Origin of the sequence: Chryseobacterium turcicum, assembly GCF_021010565.1 — a bacterium.
Taxonomy (GTDB): domain Bacteria; phylum Bacteroidota; class Bacteroidia; order Flavobacteriales; family Weeksellaceae; genus Chryseobacterium; species Chryseobacterium turcicum.
Genome location: NZ_JAJNAY010000001.1, coordinates 1,306,096 through 1,327,264, shown reverse-complemented (window position 1 = coordinate 1,327,264; position 21,169 = coordinate 1,306,096). Strand labels below are relative to the sequence as shown.

At 32.0% G+C, this 21,169-nt stretch carries 24 protein-coding genes; 13 read left to right on the top strand and 11 right to left on the bottom strand.

Annotated elements, in window-relative coordinates:
- The first annotated feature begins 13 nt into the window (after nt 1-13).
- The 3 genes from LO744_RS06125 (at nt 14) to LO744_RS06115 (ending at nt 3,454) form a co-directional block, all read left to right on the top strand.
- The gene (locus LO744_RS06125; RefSeq protein WP_230667889.1) at nt 14-943 is read left to right on the top strand and encodes a 3'-5' exonuclease family protein; all 930 of its coding nucleotides are present in this window, start codon (nt 14-16) and stop codon (nt 941-943) included.
- Complete coding sequence (locus LO744_RS06120) at nt 940-1,743, top strand: helix-turn-helix domain-containing protein (RefSeq protein ID WP_230667886.1); 804 nt, start codon at nt 940-942, stop codon at nt 1,741-1,743. Before LO744_RS06125 ends, LO744_RS06120 begins: the two co-directional genes overlap by 4 nt.
- Before the next feature lie 67 nt (nt 1,744-1,810).
- Nucleotides 1,811-3,454 carry a serine hydrolase domain-containing protein gene (locus tag LO744_RS06115; RefSeq protein ID WP_230667881.1) on the top strand — a complete coding sequence of 548 codons (1,644 nt, stop codon included), beginning with the start codon at nt 1,811-1,813 and terminating at the stop codon, nt 3,452-3,454.
- 121 nt (nt 3,455-3,575) lie between these two features.
- On the opposite strand, the gene rimM is transcribed toward LO744_RS06115, so the two are convergent.
- The 5 genes from rimM to LO744_RS06090 form a co-directional block, all read right to left on the bottom strand.
- Complete coding sequence (rimM, locus tag LO744_RS06110; protein ID WP_230667876.1) at nt 3,576-4,118, bottom strand: ribosome maturation factor RimM; 543 nt, start codon at nt 4,116-4,118, stop codon at nt 3,576-3,578.
- A gap of 230 nt (nt 4,119-4,348) precedes the next feature.
- Complete coding sequence (locus LO744_RS06105) at nt 4,349-4,903, bottom strand: 30S ribosomal protein S16 (RefSeq protein WP_230667872.1); 555 nt, start codon at nt 4,901-4,903, stop codon at nt 4,349-4,351.
- Between the two features lie 299 nt (nt 4,904-5,202).
- The gene (locus tag LO744_RS06100) at nt 5,203-5,715 is read right to left on the bottom strand and encodes a nitroreductase family protein (protein ID WP_230667869.1); all 513 of its coding nucleotides are present in this window, start codon (nt 5,713-5,715) and stop codon (nt 5,203-5,205) included.
- 109 nt (nt 5,716-5,824) lie between these two features.
- Nucleotides 5,825-6,274, bottom strand: coding sequence for a GreA/GreB family elongation factor (locus LO744_RS06095; RefSeq protein WP_230667866.1), 450 nt, complete (start codon nt 6,272-6,274; stop codon nt 5,825-5,827).
- 831 nt (nt 6,275-7,105) lie between these two features.
- Complete coding sequence (locus LO744_RS06090; RefSeq protein ID WP_230667864.1) at nt 7,106-7,639, bottom strand: SRPBCC family protein; 534 nt, start codon at nt 7,637-7,639, stop codon at nt 7,106-7,108.
- A 183-nt stretch (nt 7,640-7,822) separates the two neighbouring features.
- Between LO744_RS06090 and LO744_RS06085 the strand changes: the two genes are divergently transcribed.
- The 10 genes from LO744_RS06085 to LO744_RS06040 all read left to right on the top strand — a co-directional run bounded on the left by LO744_RS06085 (nt 7,823) and on the right by LO744_RS06040 (nt 14,940).
- The gene (locus LO744_RS06085; RefSeq protein ID WP_230667861.1) at nt 7,823-9,874 is read left to right on the top strand and encodes a M3 family metallopeptidase; all 2,052 of its coding nucleotides are present in this window, start codon (nt 7,823-7,825) and stop codon (nt 9,872-9,874) included.
- A gap of 203 nt (nt 9,875-10,077) precedes the next feature.
- A complete protein-coding gene (locus tag LO744_RS06080) occupies nt 10,078-10,491 on the top strand; it encodes a hypothetical protein (RefSeq protein ID WP_230667859.1) in 414 nt (137 codons plus the stop codon).
- Nucleotides 10,491-11,033 carry a GNAT family N-acetyltransferase gene (locus LO744_RS06075; protein WP_230667857.1) on the top strand — a complete coding sequence of 181 codons (543 nt, stop codon included), beginning with the start codon at nt 10,491-10,493 and terminating at the stop codon, nt 11,031-11,033. Before LO744_RS06080 ends, LO744_RS06075 begins: the two co-directional genes overlap by 1 nt.
- 180 nt (nt 11,034-11,213) lie before the next feature.
- Nucleotides 11,214-12,038: a carboxylesterase family protein gene (locus LO744_RS06070; protein WP_230667854.1), complete on the top strand. Its 825-nt coding sequence runs from the start codon at nt 11,214-11,216 to the stop codon at nt 12,036-12,038.
- Between the two features lie 34 nt (nt 12,039-12,072).
- Entirely contained in the window at nt 12,073-12,456 is a 384-nt protein-coding gene (locus tag LO744_RS06065; RefSeq protein WP_230667851.1) for a hypothetical protein, read from the top strand.
- A 26-nt stretch (nt 12,457-12,482) separates the two neighbouring features.
- Nucleotides 12,483-12,683 (top strand): YqaE/Pmp3 family membrane protein, encoded by a 201-nt coding sequence (locus tag LO744_RS06060; protein ID WP_230667849.1) that lies wholly within the window; start codon nt 12,483-12,485, stop codon nt 12,681-12,683.
- A gap of 16 nt (nt 12,684-12,699) precedes the next feature.
- Complete coding sequence (locus tag LO744_RS06055; RefSeq protein ID WP_230667846.1) at nt 12,700-13,374, top strand: DUF4919 domain-containing protein; 675 nt, start codon at nt 12,700-12,702, stop codon at nt 13,372-13,374.
- Between the two features lie 88 nt (nt 13,375-13,462).
- On the top strand, nt 13,463-14,023 hold the full coding sequence (locus LO744_RS06050) for a hypothetical protein (protein ID WP_230667843.1): 561 nt from the start codon (nt 13,463-13,465) through the stop codon (nt 14,021-14,023).
- A 131-nt stretch (nt 14,024-14,154) separates the two neighbouring features.
- The gene (locus tag LO744_RS06045; RefSeq protein ID WP_230667840.1) at nt 14,155-14,532 is read left to right on the top strand and encodes a PEGA domain-containing protein; all 378 of its coding nucleotides are present in this window, start codon (nt 14,155-14,157) and stop codon (nt 14,530-14,532) included.
- Nucleotides 14,533-14,610: 78 nt separating this feature from the next.
- Complete coding sequence (locus LO744_RS06040) at nt 14,611-14,940, top strand: winged helix-turn-helix transcriptional regulator (RefSeq protein ID WP_230667838.1); 330 nt, start codon at nt 14,611-14,613, stop codon at nt 14,938-14,940.
- Between the two features lies 1 nt (nt 14,941).
- Here LO744_RS06040 and LO744_RS06035 read toward each other — a convergent pair whose 3' ends face one another.
- The 6 genes from LO744_RS06035 to LO744_RS06010 form a co-directional block, all read right to left on the bottom strand.
- Nucleotides 14,942-15,397, bottom strand: a complete 456-nt coding sequence (locus LO744_RS06035) for a VOC family protein (protein ID WP_230667835.1) — start codon at nt 15,395-15,397, stop codon at nt 14,942-14,944.
- Nucleotides 15,398-15,537: 140 nt separating this feature from the next.
- Nucleotides 15,538-16,140 (bottom strand): cytochrome c oxidase subunit Vb family protein, encoded by a 603-nt coding sequence (locus tag LO744_RS06030; protein WP_230667832.1) that lies wholly within the window; start codon nt 16,138-16,140, stop codon nt 15,538-15,540.
- Entirely contained in the window at nt 16,140-16,742 is a 603-nt protein-coding gene (locus LO744_RS06025; protein WP_230667828.1) for a cytochrome c oxidase subunit Vb family protein, read from the bottom strand. Before LO744_RS06025 ends, LO744_RS06030 begins: the two co-directional genes overlap by 1 nt.
- Before the next feature lie 3 nt (nt 16,743-16,745).
- Nucleotides 16,746-17,825, bottom strand: a complete 1,080-nt coding sequence (locus LO744_RS06020) for a hypothetical protein (protein WP_230667825.1) — start codon at nt 17,823-17,825, stop codon at nt 16,746-16,748.
- Complete coding sequence (locus tag LO744_RS06015) at nt 17,825-18,886, bottom strand: hypothetical protein (protein WP_230667823.1); 1,062 nt, start codon at nt 18,884-18,886, stop codon at nt 17,825-17,827. The genes LO744_RS06020 and LO744_RS06015 overlap by 1 nt, the downstream gene beginning before the upstream one ends.
- 2 nt (nt 18,887-18,888) lie before the next feature.
- Complete coding sequence (locus tag LO744_RS06010) at nt 18,889-21,045, bottom strand: type VI secretion system Vgr family protein (RefSeq protein ID WP_230667822.1); 2,157 nt, start codon at nt 21,043-21,045, stop codon at nt 18,889-18,891.
- Between the last annotated feature and the right edge of the window lie 124 nt (nt 21,046-21,169).

Here is a 21,169-nt window from a genome sequence, read left to right as displayed (position 1 = left end):
AAATCACAAAAACATGCATCAGGAAACATTACTGAAACAAATCAGAAAAAAAATTGGCGATAAATCTTTAAATGATGAGATCTCAAATATTCTCAACATTAGCTATGATGCTGCGCACAGAAGAACTTCAATGAAAGCAAAATTCAGTTTCGAAGAAGCTGTAGAATTGGCAAAGTATTATCAGATTTCATTGAATGAAATGATTAGTTCAGAAAATCAACTGGTCGTACAAAAAACTTCGCCTGTAACATCAACGGAAGATTTGCAGTCTTTTTTTCAAAATAATCTGAGCGTTTTTGCCAAACTTCCTCTTACCGAGGATATGACGATTTATTATTCGGCGAAAGATATTCCGTTTTTTTATACACTTTCAGATACGATGCTTTCTCGTTTTAAAATTTATGTGTGGATGAATTTGCTCAATGCAAAACAGGTATTTGTTCCTTTTTTACAATTTTCACCTCCAAATTTCGAATTGAATACTAAAGAATTACGAAAAAAATATGAAGAACAAAATGTAATCGAACTGTGGAATGACACAACCATCTCAAGTATCTTGCAACAGATTTCATTCTATTCTGACACCCGACTTTTATTAAAAAATGAAGCCGAAATTATTTTGACAGAAGTAACAGAATTAATTGAGTATATTGAGCATAAAACAGATACCAATTCAAAGTACCAAATCTATGAGAATGAGCTGATGCAACTTTCGAATGATATATTTTTTCAGCATCCTCAAAATTCACTTTTGGCATTGCCATTAAATACTTTTGGATATATCTTAATTAACGATACCAAAACGTGTAATGAAACATTTAATTATTTTGAGCATCAAATTAAAAATTCAAAGTCTTTAAGTGCTTCCGGAAACCGTGACCGCAAAATATTTTTTAATAAAATGTATGCCCAGATTGAAAATTTAAAGCAAAAACTACAATGAAAACTCTTGGTAATGGTGAATTTTTCGGGCAGACCAACAAAACGCTTCACTTTGATGGCTTAGTTGTGACCGATACAGAATACATTCACCCGTATGTTGATTGGCATTATCATGAGAACGCATATTTTACTTTTCTTCTTCAGGGGAATATGCTTGAAGGAAACAAAAAAGAAATCTACGATTGCGCTGCAGGCACACTACTCTATCATCATTGGCAAGATCCGCATTACAATAAAAAACCTGATATTTTTACCCGAGGTTTTCATATTGAAATACCCAAAGAATGGTTTGAAGCGTTGAACATCAATCAAACTCATCTCGAAGGAAGTTTCAATCTTAAAAATCCGGAGCTGAAAATTTTGATGTATAAAATTTTTAAAGAAAGTAAAATCAATGACAGTAATTCTGAAATCTCAGTAGCTCAATTATTATTAGATATTTTCAGTCAATTAACGACTCCGAAGTTGCTTTTAGAAAAGAAACCAAGTTGGGTAAAACAAATCGATGAACTTTTGCACGAAAATTTTCATGAGAAACTAAATCTGACGGAAATTTCTCAAATAGTAAATGTTCATCCTATTCACCTTAGCCGAGATTTTCATAAATATTTTCATTGTAATTTGGGAGACTACATTCGAAAGCTAAAAATTAATCAGTCTTTATCTATCCTTACAGCCAAAGAAAAATCTTTAACTGAGGTTGCTTTAGATTGTGGTTTTTCAGACCAAAGCCATTTTATTCGTTGTTTTAAAGAAAATATAGGAATTACACCTTTGAAGTACAGAAACCTTTTGAAATAATCAAAACGTTAATTCTGTTCTATTTTTTCTGGGCTGAACATTTTATTTTTGTCTTTTAAAATTTAAAATGAAATCAATCTTACTATTTACCCTGATTTTAGTTTCCAGTTTTTCATTGAGCCAAACTAAAAATATTGTCGGGACAGAAAAAATTGAAAATCAAACTCAGAAAAACCATTTAAACCAAATTTTATTTTTGGATAAGGTTGTTCCGCTTGACGATCTAAAAGAATCTGATTTTCTTAAAACGATGATTTTTCAGGAAGATAAAGACTTTGATATTCGAGTTTTTCATGACAATTCTTTGGTTAATTATCTTCATCAGCTTGATAATTCGTTAACTGTTGATGAGTTATTGAAAAAAGGAAACTATCAATTCACATTCTATGTTGACGGAAAGTTGATTTATACCGAAAATTTGAATTCTGGAGCTGGAAAATCAGAAGATAAAAAAATCAAAACCAATTTCAGAATTCCATTTTTAAATACACAAAATGAAGACTCTTGGGGAAGATATCTTTGGTCACGCTTTTATTTTGCCAATGGAGGATTGGATGCTTTAGAAGAAGGAAATCACACTTTAAAAATTGAAATTAAACCTTATTTAAAAACATCAACCTTGAAAGTTGGAAATGTGATTGCATCAGGAGAAATCAAATTAATTGTTCCGAAAAAGAATGTTTCTGAAGAGCAAATTACCATTCAAAAAATCAAACCAAATAGTGGATGGAAAGTTTCAGAAGAAAAATTTGATCAAGAAAAAATTCGACTTTTAAATCAAAAAATTGCTGAAAACAAATTCAGAGAAATTACCGGAATTGTCGTAATTAAAAATAATCAATTGTTGCTGGAAGAATATTTCAACGGTTATAATAGAGACAGTTTGAACGACACGCGTTCGGTTGGAAAATCTTTTGCTTCAGCATTAGCAGGAATAGCCATGAAAGATGGGTATCTTAAAAGTGAAAATCAAAAAATAAGTGAATTTTATGATTTGAAAACATTTAAAGATTATTCTTCAAAAAAAGATAGTGTGACCATAAAAAGTCTGATGACAATGAGTTCTTCTTTTGATGGAAACGATTCTGATTACGATTCTCCCGGAAACGAAGAAAATATGTATCCCACGGAAAATTGGGTAAAGTTCACCTTGGATTTACCAATGACAGAAAATAAAATAGGGGAAAAATGGTCGTATTTTACTGCTGGTGCCGTTTTATCCGGAGATATTTTGGATAAATCTGTTCCTAAAGGTTTGGAAAACTATGCTGACAAAAAATTATTCAAACCACTTGAAATTAAGAATTACAAATGGCAATACACCCCTCAAAATAAAGTTTCTTTGGCTGGAGGATTACGAATGAGAGCTTTAGATTTGGCAAAATTCGGACAATTGTATAAGAATAATGGAGTTTGGAACGGTAAAACAATTTTAAATAAAGATTGGATCAAAAAATCTTTTACCAATTACTTTTCAGATACTTCAGATTTTGAAGGTTATGGATATTTGTTCTGGAGAAAAATATATAAAATAGGAAACAAAAGTTTTGAAACCTATCAATCTAGCGGAAACGGAGGGAATAAAATCATTATGTTTAGCGAGCTGCCAATTGTTATGGTAATTACTGCTAAAGCTTACAACAAACCTTATTCACATTCACAAGTTGATAAAATGGTGCAGGAATATGTATTGCCTGCTGTACATCAATAAGTAAAATAAAAAGACTTTTAGTTTGAACTAAAAGTCTTTTTATTTTATCTGTTTTGTCATGAATACACAAAATATGATGATGTGAAACATGAAAAAAAATAGTGTATTAGTAGCTTGTCAATTACTCATCCTTTTTTGAAGGCACCAAGAATACATCAATTAAACCTTCCGGAAGTTGCATTTTAATAAATTGGTCATCACGGTTTACTTCGATAATCCAGTCTTTAATAATTGGTATTACCACTTCTTTACCATCTAAATTGGTTACGAAATAGTTTTGAGCCGTCTGATCATTTACTGATCTGATGACCCCACAATGATTATCATTTTCATCTAAAATTTCGTATCCGATGATTTCGTGATAGTAAAACTGGTTTCCAGTAAGTTTAGGCAAACTTGTTAAGGGCAAAAAAACACTTTTCCCTAAAGACTGATCAACCAAAGCTTCCGAAGAATTTTTAAAAGCAATATTCAAAGCATCCAATTTGCTCCAAGAAGATTTTTCAAGAAAAAAAGGCACCAACAGACCGTTGATTTCTACAAAAATAGAATCCAGTTTTTTATAAAGCTCGGGTTGGTCTGTATCCAGTTTAAGGATAACATTTCCGGCAAGCCCGTGTCTGCGTGTGATTTTTCCTAATAGATAACAGTCTTCTTTTTTCATATCTAGATATTTATCTGTTTTTAATAATCATATTAAATTTGCTTATCTTCATTGCTCTTTACAATCAATGTTAGATGATGCTCATTTCAGCATGATATTGAATCTTAAAAATTGGTTTTTCTCTTTAAAATCTTATCAAGGTTAAGAATTTTGATAAGGGTACTGGTTTTCAGTATAAACAACAAAGACACGAAAAAATCGTGCCTTTGCTTTGTATCTTTTTAGAAGAATTAAGCCTGAGCTTCTTCAGTTCCTTCTGCTTCAGCAGTTGGTTCTTCTGTAACCTCTTCAGCAGGTGCGTTTGCAGCCTCTTCAGCAGCTTTAGCATCAGCTTCAGCTTGTGCAGCAGCAGCAGTTCTAGCTTCTTTTACTTTAGTTTCAGCATCAAAAGCAGCTTTTTTAGCATCAGATTTAGCAGTTGCCAAACCTTCTACTTTACCTTGTACTTTAGAATCTTTAGCTTCTAACCAAGCAGCAAATCTTTTTTCAGCTTCAGCCTCGTCAAAAGCACCTTTAGCAACACCACCTTGTAAGTGTTTTTTGTAAAGAGCTCCTTTGTAAGAAAGAATCGCTTTAGCCGTGTCAGTTGGTTGAGCTCCGTTGTTTAACCACTTTACAGCAGCATCAACGTTCAAGTCTATTGTAGCAGGGTTTGTAATTGGGTTGTAAGTACCTAATTTTTCGATGAATCTACCATCTCTTCTAGCTCTTGCATCTGCAACTACGATGTGGAAAAAAGGTCTTCCTTTTGATCCGTGTCTCTGTAATCTGATTTTTACTGACATAATGTTTGAATGTTATGGGAACTCGTCCCGGGTTAAATATTATAAGTTTGCAAAGATAGTAAAAAGTTTCAAGTAAAAAGACTCAAGTAAAAAGTTTTAGAATATTATTTTTTTTTAGGAGCCGGGAACCTGCTGTACACTCTATCTTTTTTGTTATTGCGAACAAGATGAGGCAACAAATTGAATTTTTTCCCAATCGCAATAACAAAAAAGGATGCCGTTTCCATCAGGGCTAAAATATTTTTCTGTCAATCAACATTTGTCATCTACCCTAATTGTTATATTGTTACATTGTTACATTAATCAACATTTCCCATGTAGAAAAGGCCAAGACACTTTTGGTTTTCTTCGATGGTTAAAGAATCTTTCAGATGGTCAACTATTTTAGGAGAGCTCCAGTAGCAGCCTACTTCATTTGCATTACACGTAAGATACATATTCTGAACCGCCATAGAAACCGCGGCAATTTCTTCCCATTCAGGAACCATTCCGCTGAAATTAACGATAATAGAAATCACAGCATCCGCTTTATTGATTTTAAAACCAATATCGTTGTATTTTTTTTCTAGAAAAACCTGTGGAGCCTGAGTAGCTTTATAGATTTCCTGCATTTCTACCGCCAATTTTGCCTTTTCTTCGCCTTTGAAGATTTTAAAACGCCAAGGTTTTGTACGTTTATGATTGGGAGCCAACGTCGCCGAATGAAGAATTTCGTCTATAATTTCTTGTGAAATTTCGGTTTCAGAATAATCTTTTGGAAAGATGCTTCTTCTCTGCTCTATGATATTTTTTAAAACTTCTGCTTTATTCATGTAACAAAAATAATGAAAAATGCCGGAAGCACGAAGCAGGATAAAGGAAGTTTAACAGTGATGATAATTGATAATTGATAATTGATAATTGATAATTGATAATTGATAATTACAAAATTGTCTCAATCTTCTGATGAATTTTATTCAGCGTAAATTCTTCACCGGCTTTCATGCCCATTATTTTTTTTGCCATCGGGCTTTCGGGGGAAATGGCGTAGAAACGGTCGCCTTCAAAGAAAAATTCACCCAATGAAACTGAGATGTAGAACCTTGCTTTATTGGTAATCACTAATGAACCCAATTTAGCATGCTCAGATTCAGAATTTAAAACTTTCTTCATCTGTAGCTGCATCTCTTTTAAGTTGGCCATCTGTTTATCTAAATGGTAAATCTCTTCGTGCATTTCTTCACGGATAGAATCGTATTTTGAAGTTTTTTTTACTTCACGGCTGGCTTCTAAAGTAAAGTTGAGATAAAACTCAAGCTTTTTCACTTTCCCCGAAATCATATCTCTCACGAAAACCCGTAAATCGTTTTTATTGTAAATCGCCTTCTGCATACATCTGAATCTTTAGTTAAAGATAATATTTTTTGAAAATAAATGATACTTTTACTCTTCAAAAATAAAACCATGTTTCAAAACGTATTTTCAACGAAAGGAAGAATCAGAACAACAGAATTTACTTTATCATATGTCATCTATGTAAGAACCGTTTTTTCACCGTATTTTTAGCAATTGCGACCAAAGTCGATTTATTCTAACGTGAACTCTATAGCAAGCAACCAGGTTTCAAATTATTAATTACAAGACTTGATAGTTTATAACTTTTTGACCGCAAAATCGACAGTTTTTCTTTGCAATACGTTATTAAAAAATGAAAATTTGTTTTTTTTAACGCAAAGGTTTAAATACTATACCTTCGAAATTTAAGGAGCAAAGAATGAATCAATACAATTGATTTTATGAAGCTAGCTTAATCAGCGACTTGTCGCAACTCTTTGCTCCTTAAAATCAAGATTCGTTTAAATAAAAACTTTGCGTGAAAAAGCATTATAGCTCATAGTTGAAAATCAATACAGTATAATCGAGTTCCTGTTATTCTATATTATTACCATGCTCGTTTGGTTTACCGGATTAATTTTTAGAATTATTCAGGGAGCAAAAAAGATGTCATGATATAGGAGTGAGTGATTGGTTTCAGTTTATTCCGTTTTTTATTATTGCCATGGCTTTTGTAGACAGCAATCATGGTATAAAAAGTACAGAGAAAACCCTAAAGGCATTGGCAATTACTATACGATTGATGAAATTGGTAAAAAAAATTATTAAATAAAAAAACTGCTTCCAAAATTTGAAAACAGTTTGTAAGAAATTACTTCTAATTTATATTTACTTTTCAACCAAAGCTTTCAGATTGTTTAAACCTTCTTCGTAAGATTTATTCATTTGATAATCCATCATTGGTCTCATTATTTTCATCCAGGTTTCCTGTTCAGTATCCATACTCCAGGTTACTTTTGTAGAATTTCCTTCAGAGGTCAGAACAATATCAGAAATTGCCTGCCCTTCAAAAGGTCTTTTAAAAATCATCTCTGTTTTTTGCTTTTCGTTGGGTATGATTTCTTTAATCTCTTGACAACCTGCTCCAGCATCATCATTTTTACTATCCCAACAATACTTATCTCCTACTTGCCCTGAAATTCCACTGTAATTAATCTTCATATTTTTGTCTAATTTCATCCAAGGATTCCATTGGTTAAAAGACTTCATCGAAGAAATTTGTTGCCACACTTTTTCCTTCGGTGCATTCATCACAACAGATTTTTCGTAATGGTAAACTTTACCAAAAGTTAGTACTGCAATGATTGCATACACTACAAATAAGAGAATAATTCCTCCGATAATTTTTAAAATTGTTTTCATAGTTTATATATTAATTGTTAGGGTCAAAATTATATATTTTCAGAGCATTTCAACTTTACATATGACAAGAATAATTTTCGAATGAAGCATTTTTGTCACAAATCATTATCAAGGCATTCTTTTTGCGCATCAAAAAACAATTCAATTCAAATAATTAAATTTACATCAATTAAAAATACGTCAATGAATATTTTAACAGAAAAATTCAATACACCATACCATTCAGCACCTTTTAATCAAATTAAAAATGAAGATTACCTTCCTACTTTCAAAGAATTAATTCAAAAATCGGAAGAGGAAATCAACGCAATTGTTAACAATTCGGAAGAGCCAAATTTTGGAAATGTAATTGAAGCACTTGCTTTTTCGGGTGAACAATTGGATGTGGCTTCCAATATATTTTTCAATTTAAATTCTGCAGAAACAAGTGATGAATTACAACAAATCGCTCAGGAAGTCTCTCCTATTTTAACAGAATATTCTTCAAAAATCTCTCAAAACGAAGCTTTGTTTAATAAAATTAAAAAAGTTTACGACGAAAAGGAGAAATACAATCTGAACGAAGAACAGCAAATGCTTTTGAATGAAACTTATAAAGGTTTTGTGAGAAGTGGTGCTTTGCTAAATGAGGAAGACAAAGAAAAATTAAAGAAAATCAGTATGGATTTATCTTTAAAATCACTTCAATTCGGACAAAATGTGTTGGCTTCAACAAATAATTATTTTAAACACATTACCAATAAAGAAGATTTGGCAGGAATTCCGGATGCAATTTTGGAACAATATGCGGAAGAAGCAAAGGAAAGAAATCTGGAAGGATGGGTTGTAACCTTACAATATCCAAGCTATATTCCTTTGATGACCTATGCCGAAAACCGTGATTTAAGAAAAGAAATAGCTTTGGCAAATGGTAAAAAATCTTTTGACGGTGGCGAATTTGACAATCAAAACTTAATTAAAGAGTTGCTTGCTTTAAAACAGCAAAAAGCAGAATTATTAGGCTACTCTACTTACGCAGATTATGTTTTGGAAGAGCGAATGGCAAAATCTCCGACAAAAGTCATTGATTTTCTGAATGAACTTTTAACGAAAGCAAAACCTTACGCTGAAAAAGAAATTGAAGAATTAAAATCTTTAGCAAAAACTGATGGAATTGAAGAAATACAAGGTTATGACCATGCTTTTTATGCCGAAAAACTTCGAAAAGCAAAATATGATTTTAATGATGAAGAATTAAAACCTTATTTTCCATTAGAGCAAGTTCAGGAAGCTGTTTTTGGATTATCAAAACAACTTTTCGGACTCACTTTTGTGGAAAGAAACGATATTCCTAAATATCATGAAGAGGTCAAAGTATATGAAGTTTTTGAAAATCAAGAACCATCAACCGACAACCAAGAACCAGCAACAAACTTCAAAGCCCTACTTTACGTTGATTATTTCCCAAGAAAAGGCAAAAGAGCCGGAGCTTGGATGACGAGCTATAAAAGTCAATACACAAAAGATGGCGAAAATTCTCGTCCGCATATTTCTATTGTTTGTAATTTCAGCAAGCCGACAAAAGATACACCTAGTTTACTAACGTTTCAGGAAGTGACAACATTGTTCCATGAATTTGGTCATGCGCTGCACGGAATGTTGGCGAATACCCAATATCCAAATCTTTCGGGAACTTCTGTGAAATGGGATTTTGTAGAATTACCATCTCAGTTTTTGGAAAATTTCTGCTACGAACCGGAATTTTTAAAAACATTTGCCAAACATTACAAAACTGGTGAAGTTCTTCCGGATGAGAAAATCGAGAAGATTGAACAGTCGAAAAACTTTATGGAAGGTTATCAGACGATGAGACAAATCGGTTTTGGGTTACTCGACATGAATTACCACACCAAAGTTGGAGAGTTGGAGAATTTGAGCGTAAAAGAGTTTGAGGATAAATATACAAAAGCAACACAGCTTTATCCTGTAAATCCTGAAACAGCCATGAGCCCGAGTTTTTCTCATATTTTCCAGGGTGGATATTCTGCAGGATATTATTCTTACAAATGGGCGGAAGTTTTGGATGCCGATGCCTTCCAGTATTTTAAAGAAAACGGAATTTTCAATCCTGAAACAGCAGCAAAATTTAAAGCTCTTCTTTCTTCCGGCGGTACAAAAGACCCGATGGAATTGTACAAAAATTTCAGAGGAAGTGAACCGAAAGTGGAGAGTTTGCTGAAAAGGGCATTTGGATAAAATTTCAAAACATACTATAAAACTCCAAGAGGTGAAAACTTTTTGGAGTTTTTTTTACCACAAAAGCCATAAAAGCTTTCAATACATTAGAAAATTTGAAGCAAGTGATTCTACTCTTAAAAAGAACATATTAGTTTTGGAAATTCAAGATTTCATCTAACAATTTATCCTAAAATTTACTATTTTTAGCAAAACTATTAATTATGAAATGCTTGATAATTTTATTATTAGTTTTTTCTATCAAAAATTATTCTCAAAGAAAAAATTATTTCCCTGACTCAGATAAAAATCCTAATTGCAGTTTAATTAATAATGGGAGTTTTAACAGCGATGATAAAAATACTTTAAAGGTGAAATTTCATCATAATAAAATGATTGAAATTTTGGGGGATAAAGAAACAATTACAATAGAAAGCAAATTAAAAATGCTTGATAAATGTAAATTTGAAACTGAAATAATAAGCATAAAAACAAAATTAGAACTGAAAGATGATTTAATGTACTTAGGAAAAAAGACAGAATATAAAATCGTGGAAACTGGTGAAAATTACATTATTTTAGAATACCCGTGTAATGATGACCGAAACACTTGCACAGAAATTTTAGATAAAGAATAATGAACTTTCTCCTCACCTATCAACAATCCGAAAGACTTACATTCCAAAAATTACAACACTCCGACTTCGAAATCTGGCTCGAATTATTCGAAGATGAGCATACTGCAAAAATGCTCGGAATGGATGATTTTAAAACACCCAAAGAACGTTCCGAAAAATGGTTTGAATGGACTTTCCACCGTTATGAAAGTAATCTCGGCGGACAAAACGTTTTGATTTCAAAAGAAACAAATCAATTGGTTGGACAATGTGGACTGTTGGTTCGCGAAGTCGAAAATAAATTTGAGTTGGAAGTTGCCTACTCTATTCTTCCAAAGTTTCGGGGAAAAGGTTTTGCGATTGAAGCTGCTAAAAAATGCAGAGATTTTGCTTTTGAAAATAATTTTCACGACAGATTAATTTCAATCATTCATCCTGAAAACAAAAATTCTAAAATTATCGCTTTGAAAAATGGAATGTCTTTCAAAAAACAAATCGATTATTCGGGAAAGATGATGGATGTATTTCAAATTCATAAGCCTGATTGGGAAAATTTGGATTAATTTAGTAGATATTAAAAATGGTTTTCTAATTTAAATCATTTTTTCCTGATAAAAATTAGGAATACAGTTAACAGGTCCCTCCTCTGGATCTTTGATTATAAGAACAGCTATTTTCTATTGAATGAACATTTACTATCTCAATACATATTTCATCATAATTCCTAAACTTTCATAAATACAATGAAGAATTTAATCACACTTTTATTGATACTCACCATACATCAAACTTTTGCACAAAAGAAAGAATTTAGAGATACAAAAGTTGACAGTCTAACATTTTTGAACAATAGAAAACTATTAAACAGTTTAAATACCGATAAATTTCAAAAGAAAACATTTGTAAAAAATGATATTAAAATTCCTTACAGATTTTTAACGCCCAAAAACAACTTAAAAAGCGAGAAGTTTCCTTTGGTGATAACCTTTCATAATTCTACAAGGATTGGAAATGATAATGAAAATCAATTGGAACCCTTTGCAAAAATATGGTTACGCGATGAAATTTATGAAAAATACCAATGTTATGTTGTAGCACCACAATTTAATAAACGCTCAACAAACTATGAGACCAATGGAGACGGAATTCAAATTTCAAAACCTTCCGACGAGGTTTTTGCTTTATTGAAATTGATTAAAAATCTTGAAAAAGAATATCCCAATATTGACAAAAACAGGATTTATCTGATAGGATATTCCATGGGAGGTTCGACAGCTCAAAATCTGATGAATTTAAATCCTAATACATTTGCAGCCGTTGTTTCTGTTGCCGCTGTTCCAGATTTGTCGAATCTCAATAAAATCAAAGAAAAAAACATTTGGCTAATTCATGGCAAACAAGATGATGAAAACCCATATATTGGCAGCGTTGAATTGTATAACAAAGTTTCTTCCAACAAGAATTTGATTTTTACAACTTTCACTAATCTTAATCATAACAATATTGTGATTCCGTTTTTAGTAACAGATGAAATCCCGAAATGGTTATTTGAAAAACGCAAGAAATAGAAAATAAGTATTGGTAATTGTGTAATTTTACGGCATGAATAATATAACCCAAAGACTAGAAAATGTAAAAAAACTTCAGGCAAAAAGATGGGAAAATGAAGATTATTGGGACGACATCAACGACCTTTTGATTAAAGAGCTTGAAGAGATTTTAACCATTGAAGGTCAAAATATGCCTGCTTTGGTTAATCTTGGTGCCATTTTATGTGATTCGGGTGAATATGAAACTGCGCTCGCTATTTTAAAAATCGCATTAGATTTGGGTTCAGAAGATAAAAATCTGTACACCAATCTTGCCATCGTGATGGTTGATATGGGAAAGAATGCCGAAGAATATCATGAATATTTAGAAATTGCTGAAAATATGAGCGAAGACCCGCTTACTTTTAAGGCGTATTTTGACCCACATTCACATTAAAAATCAATTAATTTAAAACTAAAAACATGTTACTCGCCATTTTACTTCCCTTTTTATCATTCATTGTGAGAGGAAAAATCATCACCGGAATTATATGCTTTATTTTACAAATCACTATTTTGGGTTGGATTCCTGCAGCGATTTGGGCGGCTTTATCATTACAAAATTCAAGAGCTGAAAAGAGAAATGAAAAACTGATTCGTGCTGTAAGAGAAAGTAGAAACTAAAATATTCTAGGAAATCATGGTAAAATATATCCTGCTTATTTCTTTATTTTTTGTCTCAAGTTTTATATATTCTCAACAAAAAGAATACGAAGCTCCCAATTACAAAGCCATTCAGAAAAATATTGAGAACAAAGATTCAGAATTTTATTATCCGAAATTGATGGATAAGCTGAAAACAAATGATACGCTCATTACCAATGACCAATACAGGCATTTGTATTTTGGCTATACTTTTCAGAAAGAATATCATCCTTATAAAACTTCAGAAGAAGAAAAAAAACTGGCTCCATATTTTCAGAGCTCTGATTTAAAAAAATCTGATTATGCAGAAATTATTAAGATTTCGAATGCAGCTTTGAAAGAATTTCCGCTTAATCTTCGGGTGATGAATTTTCTTGCTTACATTTATCATTTAGATGGCAATGAAGCAATGGCAAAAAAAGTTTCTCATCATTTCTATGGTTTATTCGGCGCTATTTTTAGTTCGGGAGACGGTAAAGAATGTACTTCCGGATTTCATGTTATTACAGTGACTCATGAATATGTGCTGATGAATACTTTACAACTAGAAATCGCATCCCAAAGTTTATCGGGTGATTGTGATTATTTAAGTTTACCAAAAGATAAATACCAATTGCCGGGAGTTTATTTTAATATTACAAAACTCAAGGAGAAAGGATTTGGATTGTAATGAGTTTAAAAATTAACTTCTATTTTCATGCAATCTGATGAAAACAAAATTTTATTCAAATTTAAGTTTCACTTTATTGTTCATTCTTATGAGTGCCAATTTTTCTGCTCAAAATTTACAAACAGACCTTTTCTTGAATGAAAATCAAATTGATAATGATTTTAAATCAGATATAAGGATAGAAAAGTTATTCAAGAATGGCAATAAAGATTCAATTTTGATAATTGCCGAAATTAAAAACGATTCATTATTCTCTATCTATTTAAAAAACAACACACAAGCAGATTTACTCCTTATTCCTCAAGATAATAAACTCACTCTTATTCAGGAAGCTTTAACTCAAGATAAAAAATGGAAACCGATTGAGTTTTGGGTTAATTCTGATTGCGGAATGTCTTATCTTAAAAAAATCAATGTAATTTCGGGTGGAATCATCAGTTTAAATTCAAAAAAATATGCTGGAAACTTTAAAACTCAAGTTAGATTCAAAGTGATTATCAATAAAAAATCGTACTTCTCAAATTCTATTGCAGCATCTATTAACAAATCAAAATTTGAAAAATCAGCTTGGTATTATAAGTTTAAAGAAATTTATTATTCTGATAAAAATGAAAGTGAAGTTGAAAATATTTTGTTCTTAAATAAATAATTTAATTCTGAATGCTGTGAATATTTTTTTATTCAATTTTAAAAATATATTTTCGCACCTCGAAAATTATGGAGATTGAAATCTACTGTTTTCAGCAAAAAAAAATTAAAAACGATATTTAATTAAACAAAATGAAAAGAACTTTATCTTTTATATTAGGATTAAGCTTTGCACTTTCTACAACATCATGTGCAACTATTTTTACAGGAACCAAAGACTCTATCGCATTTACCTCAACACCTGAAGGCGCAAAAGTAATGCACAAAGGAAAAGAAAAATGTACAACACCTTGTACAGCAGAAATATCGAGAGGCTTGGGAAAACAAATCGTCATGTTTGAAAAAGAAGGTTTTGAAACAAAAGAGGTGAAGCTTACCAAAACTTTTAATCCGGTAACCTTATTAAATATTCTTCTTGGTGGTGCCATCGGCGTAGGTATTGATGCTGCAACCGGTTCACTTACAAAATACAGCCCAAAAAGTTATACTGTAGAATTGGAGTCTAAATAAGATTTCTAGATTAACAATATTATATAAAATTCAGAATTAAAGCTTTAATTCTGAATTTCTTTTTTATATAATTGCTAAATGAAAAAAGAAAGCTCAACCAATTCTGAGAACGATAAAATCTTACAGAATTATTGCAATGCTCATAAAATTTTATCAAAGATTAGCGGAAGATGGAAAGTTTCCATTTTATTTGCCTTAAACAAAGACAAATTGACTTACTCCGATTTTAAAACCGTACTCCCCACTTCGATTACTGACCGAGTTTTGGCCAAACAACTTAAAGAACTTGTAGAAGCCAACTTGATTGAAAACGATAAAGACAAAACAAAATCTGACTATTTTTTAACGCAAAACGGCAGAAAAGTTTTGAATTTACTTGAGTATATCAATGAGCAAAATTTCGATTAAATTAAAAACTGACTTTTTCTAAAAACTCAATTACTTCGCCATTCGGGCTGTAAACAAGACTGTTTCTTACCTCAACAGATTTTTCATCATTCGCTAAACTGATTTCAAAAACTCCGTCACTCAAATTTTTTGCTCCAATTTTCAGTGCTTCTTCTCTTGCTTTTTCAGCATTTTCTACAGTAAAACAGATATGTAAAATAGAGTTTTCTACAAATTCTTCATCAGCATTTCTTTTTCTTCCCTGAGTCGGAATCTCTGCATCTTTATCGAATAACTCAATGTAACAGTTGATTTTTTCGTTGTAAAGCATCATTCCTTTCTTCAAATTAAATGACGGCAATTCCCAAGAGTGAATCTCATGGAAACCTAAAGCTTTATAAAATTTTAAAGTAGAACGAAAATCTGTAACTTTTAAAGAGTAATGATGAAAATCTAGAATATTTTCGGCTAAATTCATTTGTAAATATTTTTCGCAAATATATTTTTTGTTTTAGCAATAAGAAAGAACTTACAAAATTGTGAGTTGGTAGAGATATGAGGTTTTGAAAAATTATTTTTGATATTCTCCTATTAAAAAGAATCCTTATATTTTATTTATTATTTAAAACGTTTTTTAAACTCTTCTTTAGGCATTACGTAAGTCAAATACTGTTCTACGTTGTAATGGTATTCTTCTTCTGTGGGAGAGAGAGGAATTGATTTATTAATATATCTGCCATCTTCTCCTTTTTCATCAGTTCTGATTTCTGTCATCAATTGTTTATTCACACCTTTGTAAGAAAATATAGGTATAGGATTTTCTTTTGTCCCAAATGCAGGATTATTATATTGTAAGGGATCTACTTTAACGTAAAGCTCTTCATTATCTAAGCTTGTGCTTTGAGGTAAGCCAAATTTATCATCATAATAATCAAATCTCATTATTTTAAAAAATTTGTTATTTAAATCATCTTTAAAAATAAAGTCACCACTGTTACCATATATACCTTTAAACAATATTGTATATTTAAAAAAGCTTGTATGAGAGTTTTGTCCTTCAAAAAAATCGGGGTTTACTTTAATCTTAACTTCTCTTGAACAAGAAATATAATTGTCAATATATTTTTCACCATTGTTTTTGCTTACAAAAAACCAATTGGCTAATAAGTTTAAAATCATTATTGTTCCAAGATAGGTTAAAACCTGATATACTATTTTCACTACTTAAAACGCTTTTTAAACTCTTCTTTAGGTATTATGTAAGTCAAATACTTTTCTACGTTGTAATGGTATTCTTCTTCTGTAGGTGCAATAGAAATTGGAGCTTGTTTATAAACGCCATTCTCGTCTTTTTCATCTATATCCATATCCATAATAAAATCATTATTAACACCTTTATATGAAAATACAAGAATTGGATTTTCTTTTGTACCAAATGAAGGATTATTAATTTGGAAAGGATCAATTTTTACATTGAGTTCTTTATTGTCTATTAAATAAGTTTGTGGATGACTAAATTTGTTGCCATATTTATCAAACCTTACAATTTTATAAAATTTACCTGAATATTCATCTCTAAAAGTATAATTAGAACTATTTCCAAAAATTCCTTTAAAAATAATGATTTGCTTAAGGTAACTATAACCATCAAACATATCATCAAAACTTTCTTTTTTCACTTTAATTTTAATCTCTTTAGATGAGCTTATATACTTTTCAACAAAATCTTTTCCATTATTTTTATTTACAAAGATCCATGTGGCTAATAGATTAAGTATTAAAATAATACATACTAATCCTAATATTCTATATACAATTTTCATAATTTAAGCTTCTGTGGCTATAACGTTAATACCTTTATTCATATCTAATTCATCAAGTTTCTGAGCCTTAAATGCAGTTTCTGCAGCCAAACCATTTTCATATTTATCCGCAAAAGTGCCTATGGCTATATTTGCTACAAAACCAGCAATTCCTTTGTAACCTGCATAATTATTAGCTTTTAAACCTCGATGACCAATAAAATTACGGATAGCACCTTCAAAACTTCTGGTAACATTACCGGTAGCTGATCCTGCACCATATTGCACTAAACCTCCAACTGCATTTCCTACGTTTGAGTTGATAATTGTTCCTCCAATTTCGCTGGTTATATGTGTAGCCGAAAGACCTGCACCAACACCGGTTGTTATAGCATCACTTCCAACAGCAGAAATTGTACTTGCAGTTCCTTCATTAGTCGATCCGAAGTCTGTATCTCCAAATGTTTCACTTGGCCAATAAAGACCTAACGTAATTGCACCAGTAACTCCAACAGCAACAACAGAAGCACCTGCCGTAACACCCGTAATTACTCCCATCACCAACTGACTTCCCATCTGCATCATTACTTCTTTATTATTGTTGTTACTTATAAAATCTGCTGCTCTCTGAGCAATGACAGGATCCATAATAATGGTAATCTTACCTTTTTTCGGACAATCTAAATAGGAACGATTTAAAATAGCTTTTTCCTGATTAAAACGAACTTTATTATGTGGTAAAGACCATTTTTTCTCTAAAGTAGCATCACAATCGTGCGCCATTTTATAGAGTGCAATACCTCCTGCCGCAACACTTATTGCACATGCGGCAACAATAACTACAGCAGCAGCTCCCCCTGTAAGAACAATAGCAGCTCCAATAGCAATTCCTAAAGCTAATGCCTGAAGACCGCCCCAAAATTTTGCCGGAGCTTTACATTGAAATGAACCAGATAGTTTGGTATCGATTATTGTCAAATAAGGCTGTGTTTTGGTGCTGTACATCACATTACTCGGGCTCGTAATCTTGATCATTTGTGGAGCACCGTTTGTCATCATCGTACATACAGCCGTTGTATCTTGTGGAACGTATGACTCTGCCATTATACTTCTATTTTTGTCAATTTATAACTAATCATCAGTTTTACATTATTTTTTATTTCTTCAATAATTGTAACATCTGAAGCTGTAATCCAAGTATTTTCTAAATCATAAGTAGAATTTTCTCTATAGCTGAATTTAAATTCTGAAAACTTATAATTAACCAGAGGCTTAAACTTAACATCATATATCTCTTCCAATGAAGTGGTATTCACTCTGTTTTTTATCATATCCCCTACCTTCCTTACATTAATTGCACTCTGAGTTTCTGTAATAATATCTTGTCTGAACTCAAATGAAATTGGTTTTCCTTCGAACAGCTGAGAGTATAAATCTTTTTTAAAAGGACTGAATACATTTTGATTGCTCACCAAATATTTATCAAAGAACAAATCGAAAAACATCTTGTTGTTTACCCATTCTTTTAATTTTCCTTCATTCAAAAAGATTTCATCATTAGTTTGTAGAAACAATTCTAAGTTATCTTTTGTCTCGGAGTTTCTTAAAAAACCATATTTGGTTTTCAGATGTTGCTTATGCATTTTCCAGTTTTCAACAATAGTATTATGATTAATTATCTTATCAATTTTCCCGCTTTCCTTATTTAAAGAAACCTGCAAATTACAAGCAAGTAAATCTATATCTGAAATCAAATCAACCGCCTCTTTCATTTCTTCCGGATAAGAATTCATAATATTTTCTACCAACTTTGTATTCACAAAACTGTCGCCATTCTTCTGAAACTTATCTACCAGAAACTCTCTCTTTGTATCGATATGGTTGATTAACATTCCTCCAATGTAAGTCATTACAGATTGTTCACAACGATATCTTGCAGAGCTTTCACTTATAAAAATTTGCTCTTCCTTATTTGGTTTACTTGAAGGACTTGTATTTAAATATAAAAACTTCAGATACACGGGAAATTTATCCCCTATAATCTGTTGTGTAATACCACAATTCTGATTGTGAAAATTCACAATTTCTTCAACACTCTGATTATATTGTTTTGATATAGATTCTAAAGTGTCTACATCTTTAATTTCGTATTCTAAAAACCTCATATTTAATTAATATCCACCTGTTTACCTGTAACGTAAGTGTTACCTGTTGCGTTAATTGATGTATTAGATTTACTATGCAGACTCAAATTATTTTGTGTCACGAGCAATGCGTTATCTTTAGAGTTCATATCAAGCATCCCGTTTCCTACCGAGATTGTAATGGAGTCTTGTTTTATAGTGATTTTGTTTTCTCCAACTTTAAGTTCAATCTGTGTTTTTCCTTCCAAAGAAATATTTCCGGCATTATCCATCGTCAAAACACTTTGGTCTTTTCCAACATTTATCGTAGTTTTCGTAGCGATGTTTGTTGTATGATTATTTCCGATATCTTCGTTATTATCATTGCTTACAAAAGTGGTAACATCACCTGTTCCGCTTAGAGTTACATGATTTCCATTTCTGTCTTTGATTTCAATTCCAGCGCCGTCATTTAAACAAATAATATTTCCGCTTTTACTCGATAAACTTTTCACATTATTTCCGGCTCCACCACCGCCGCCAATTCCGCCATGAAACATTCCGCCCATTACAAACGGTCGGTCTGGATGTTGATGAACGAAATTAATAATCACCTGATCACCCACTTCCGGAATGGCCATGAATCCGCGGTTTTTATTTACTTTATCACTACTTCCTGCATCCGGAGTCATTACTCTAATAAATTCTGACGTATCTTGTCCACTTTGCCAATCAAACTGAATTTTTACTCTTCCTTGATTAAGTGGATCTGCATTGGCGGTCACTTTTGCAAACTGAGCTTCCGCTCTGGGACTTTCAAACTCTGGACGGGGAATATAACCGCTGTCTGCAGCAATAGCTTCAAAGTTTCCGGTATAATATCCTATTGCATCTACTTCATGAGTTACTTCTACCATCATTAGTTTTGTGAAATAAGAAGTCTGATTGGTATCTGCTTTTCTCATCTCCACATCTGCCGTACAACCCGGATATAAAAACGGAACTGTAGTTTCTCCCGAAGTAATAAATACCTGTGAAGCTTTACTTCCGGCTGTTCCTTTTTGCGAGGCATCAATATCCATGAAAGAGGCTGCTTTTATCGGTGCTACTCTTAGAGAAGGTGTTGTAAATGTTTTTTCTGAAATTTCGTAGGCACGTTTTGCAATATCCGAAGCATGGTTAATTTTAGAACTTCCTGTTGTCAGCTTTTCATTTTTACTGCTGTTGTATCCATAAAAAGAAGGATTTACATGCTGTGCTTTCATTCTCACTTTTACGTCATTCACATTGCTTCCATAAGTGAGTTTTACAGGTTGTTCTGCAGGTGGAAGCTTTCCGAAATGAAGAACTTCCCCGTCATAAAAAAACTGTTCGCCATAAGCTTCTGCCATTCTTGCCAGATAATTGTAATGGGTTTCTTCGTATTGCGAACTGTAAGAAACATTTCCATATTGAGCATCCACCCGAAAATCGAATTTATTTCCGCCCAATCCTTCTTTGATGACGTGATCTGCGATACTGTTAAGACTAATCGGTTGAGCTCCCCCGAAACTCTGAATATGCGGAGCGGCATCTAAAAGTACCGTCGGGCTAAATCCACTCAATACAATATTTCCTAAACTTCCTTTTTCCTGGCTGAAACCTACTTCTGTGATGACTCCGACAAAATTTCGTTCGGGACCGTCGATGACATCTTTATATTTAAAAATAACGGTCAGCCTTTTTCCTAAAAAATTCTGAGCTTCTTCAAGATTATGATTTTCTACAGAACCAAGCGTATCATGAGCAAGCGTAATGCTGAATTCATGATGTTTTATTGCACTTTGGTTTAATTTAAAATGCTTAAAATGCTTGATTACTTGTCCTTCAATAATCAAATCGAGCTTTACCACTCTGTTGATTCCTAAAATCTGGCTTGTAGGAATTGCCAAAGCATTATGTATTTTTGAAGTAGGCTGATTGTCCCAAACTTTATCTTCTACTAATGTCGAATTATTGGTCTGAGCGATCTGATTCATAAACATCCCCGAAGAATTTTGTACTGCTCCGTTAATGGGCTGATTAAACTGTGAGCTTATATTTTTAATATTTTCGCTCGCTGTATTTTCTATGTTTGTTGCAACCTTTTCTTTTAAATTTTGAGCAGCATCAGTCTTTATTTGATCTGAAAGCTGAGGTTTGGTGGTATTATCCTGAAACATAATATTTTTCTTTAAACTTGTGAATTGTTTTTTTTATTTTATCTGATCTCGTCTGAGATGACAAAATTTTCACTTTTATTAATAATGAAAATTTTTGTTGATTCTAACTATTTTAAATTTAATC

Coding starts and splice junctions, on each gene's coding strand:
- LO744_RS06025 (WP_230667828.1), bottom strand. CDS start 16,742: ATGAAAATTGTATATAGAATATTAGGATTAGTATGTATTATTTTAATA.
- LO744_RS06075 (WP_230667857.1), top strand. CDS start 10,491: ATGAACTTTCTCCTCACCTATCAACAATCCGAAAGACTTACATTCCAA.
- LO744_RS06095 (WP_230667866.1), bottom strand. CDS start 6,274: ATGCAGAAGGCGATTTACAATAAAAACGATTTACGGGTTTTCGTGAGA.
- LO744_RS06040 (WP_230667838.1), top strand. CDS start 14,611: ATGAAAAAAGAAAGCTCAACCAATTCTGAGAACGATAAAATCTTACAG.
- LO744_RS06070 (WP_230667854.1), top strand. CDS start 11,214: ATGAAGAATTTAATCACACTTTTATTGATACTCACCATACATCAAACT.
- LO744_RS06080 (WP_230667859.1), top strand. CDS start 10,078: ATGAAATGCTTGATAATTTTATTATTAGTTTTTTCTATCAAAAATTAT.
- LO744_RS06120 (WP_230667886.1), top strand. CDS start 940: ATGAAAACTCTTGGTAATGGTGAATTTTTCGGGCAGACCAACAAAACG.
- LO744_RS06085 (WP_230667861.1), top strand. CDS start 7,823: ATGAATATTTTAACAGAAAAATTCAATACACCATACCATTCAGCACCT.
- LO744_RS06090 (WP_230667864.1), bottom strand. CDS start 7,639: ATGAAAACAATTTTAAAAATTATCGGAGGAATTATTCTCTTATTTGTA.
- LO744_RS06015 (WP_230667823.1), bottom strand. CDS start 18,886: ATGAGGTTTTTAGAATACGAAATTAAAGATGTAGACACTTTAGAATCT.
- LO744_RS06060 (WP_230667849.1), top strand. CDS start 12,483: ATGTTACTCGCCATTTTACTTCCCTTTTTATCATTCATTGTGAGAGGA.
- rimM (WP_230667876.1), bottom strand. CDS start 4,118: ATGAAAAAAGAAGACTGTTATCTATTAGGAAAAATCACACGCAGACAC.
- LO744_RS06115 (WP_230667881.1), top strand. CDS start 1,811: ATGAAATCAATCTTACTATTTACCCTGATTTTAGTTTCCAGTTTTTCA.
- LO744_RS06065 (WP_230667851.1), top strand. CDS start 12,073: ATGAATAATATAACCCAAAGACTAGAAAATGTAAAAAAACTTCAGGCA.
- LO744_RS06055 (WP_230667846.1), top strand. CDS start 12,700: ATGGTAAAATATATCCTGCTTATTTCTTTATTTTTTGTCTCAAGTTTT.
- LO744_RS06010 (WP_230667822.1), bottom strand. CDS start 21,045: ATGTTTCAGGATAATACCACCAAACCTCAGCTTTCAGATCAAATAAAG.
- LO744_RS06050 (WP_230667843.1), top strand. CDS start 13,463: ATGAGTGCCAATTTTTCTGCTCAAAATTTACAAACAGACCTTTTCTTG.
- LO744_RS06045 (WP_230667840.1), top strand. CDS start 14,155: ATGAAAAGAACTTTATCTTTTATATTAGGATTAAGCTTTGCACTTTCT.
- LO744_RS06020 (WP_230667825.1), bottom strand. CDS start 17,825: ATGGCAGAGTCATACGTTCCACAAGATACAACGGCTGTATGTACGATG.
- LO744_RS06035 (WP_230667835.1), bottom strand. CDS start 15,397: ATGAATTTAGCCGAAAATATTCTAGATTTTCATCATTACTCTTTAAAA.
- LO744_RS06100 (WP_230667869.1), bottom strand. CDS start 5,715: ATGAATAAAGCAGAAGTTTTAAAAAATATCATAGAGCAGAGAAGAAGC.
- LO744_RS06125 (WP_230667889.1), top strand. CDS start 14: ATGCATCAGGAAACATTACTGAAACAAATCAGAAAAAAAATTGGCGAT.
- LO744_RS06105 (WP_230667872.1), bottom strand. CDS start 4,903: ATGTCAGTAAAAATCAGATTACAGAGACACGGATCAAAAGGAAGACCT.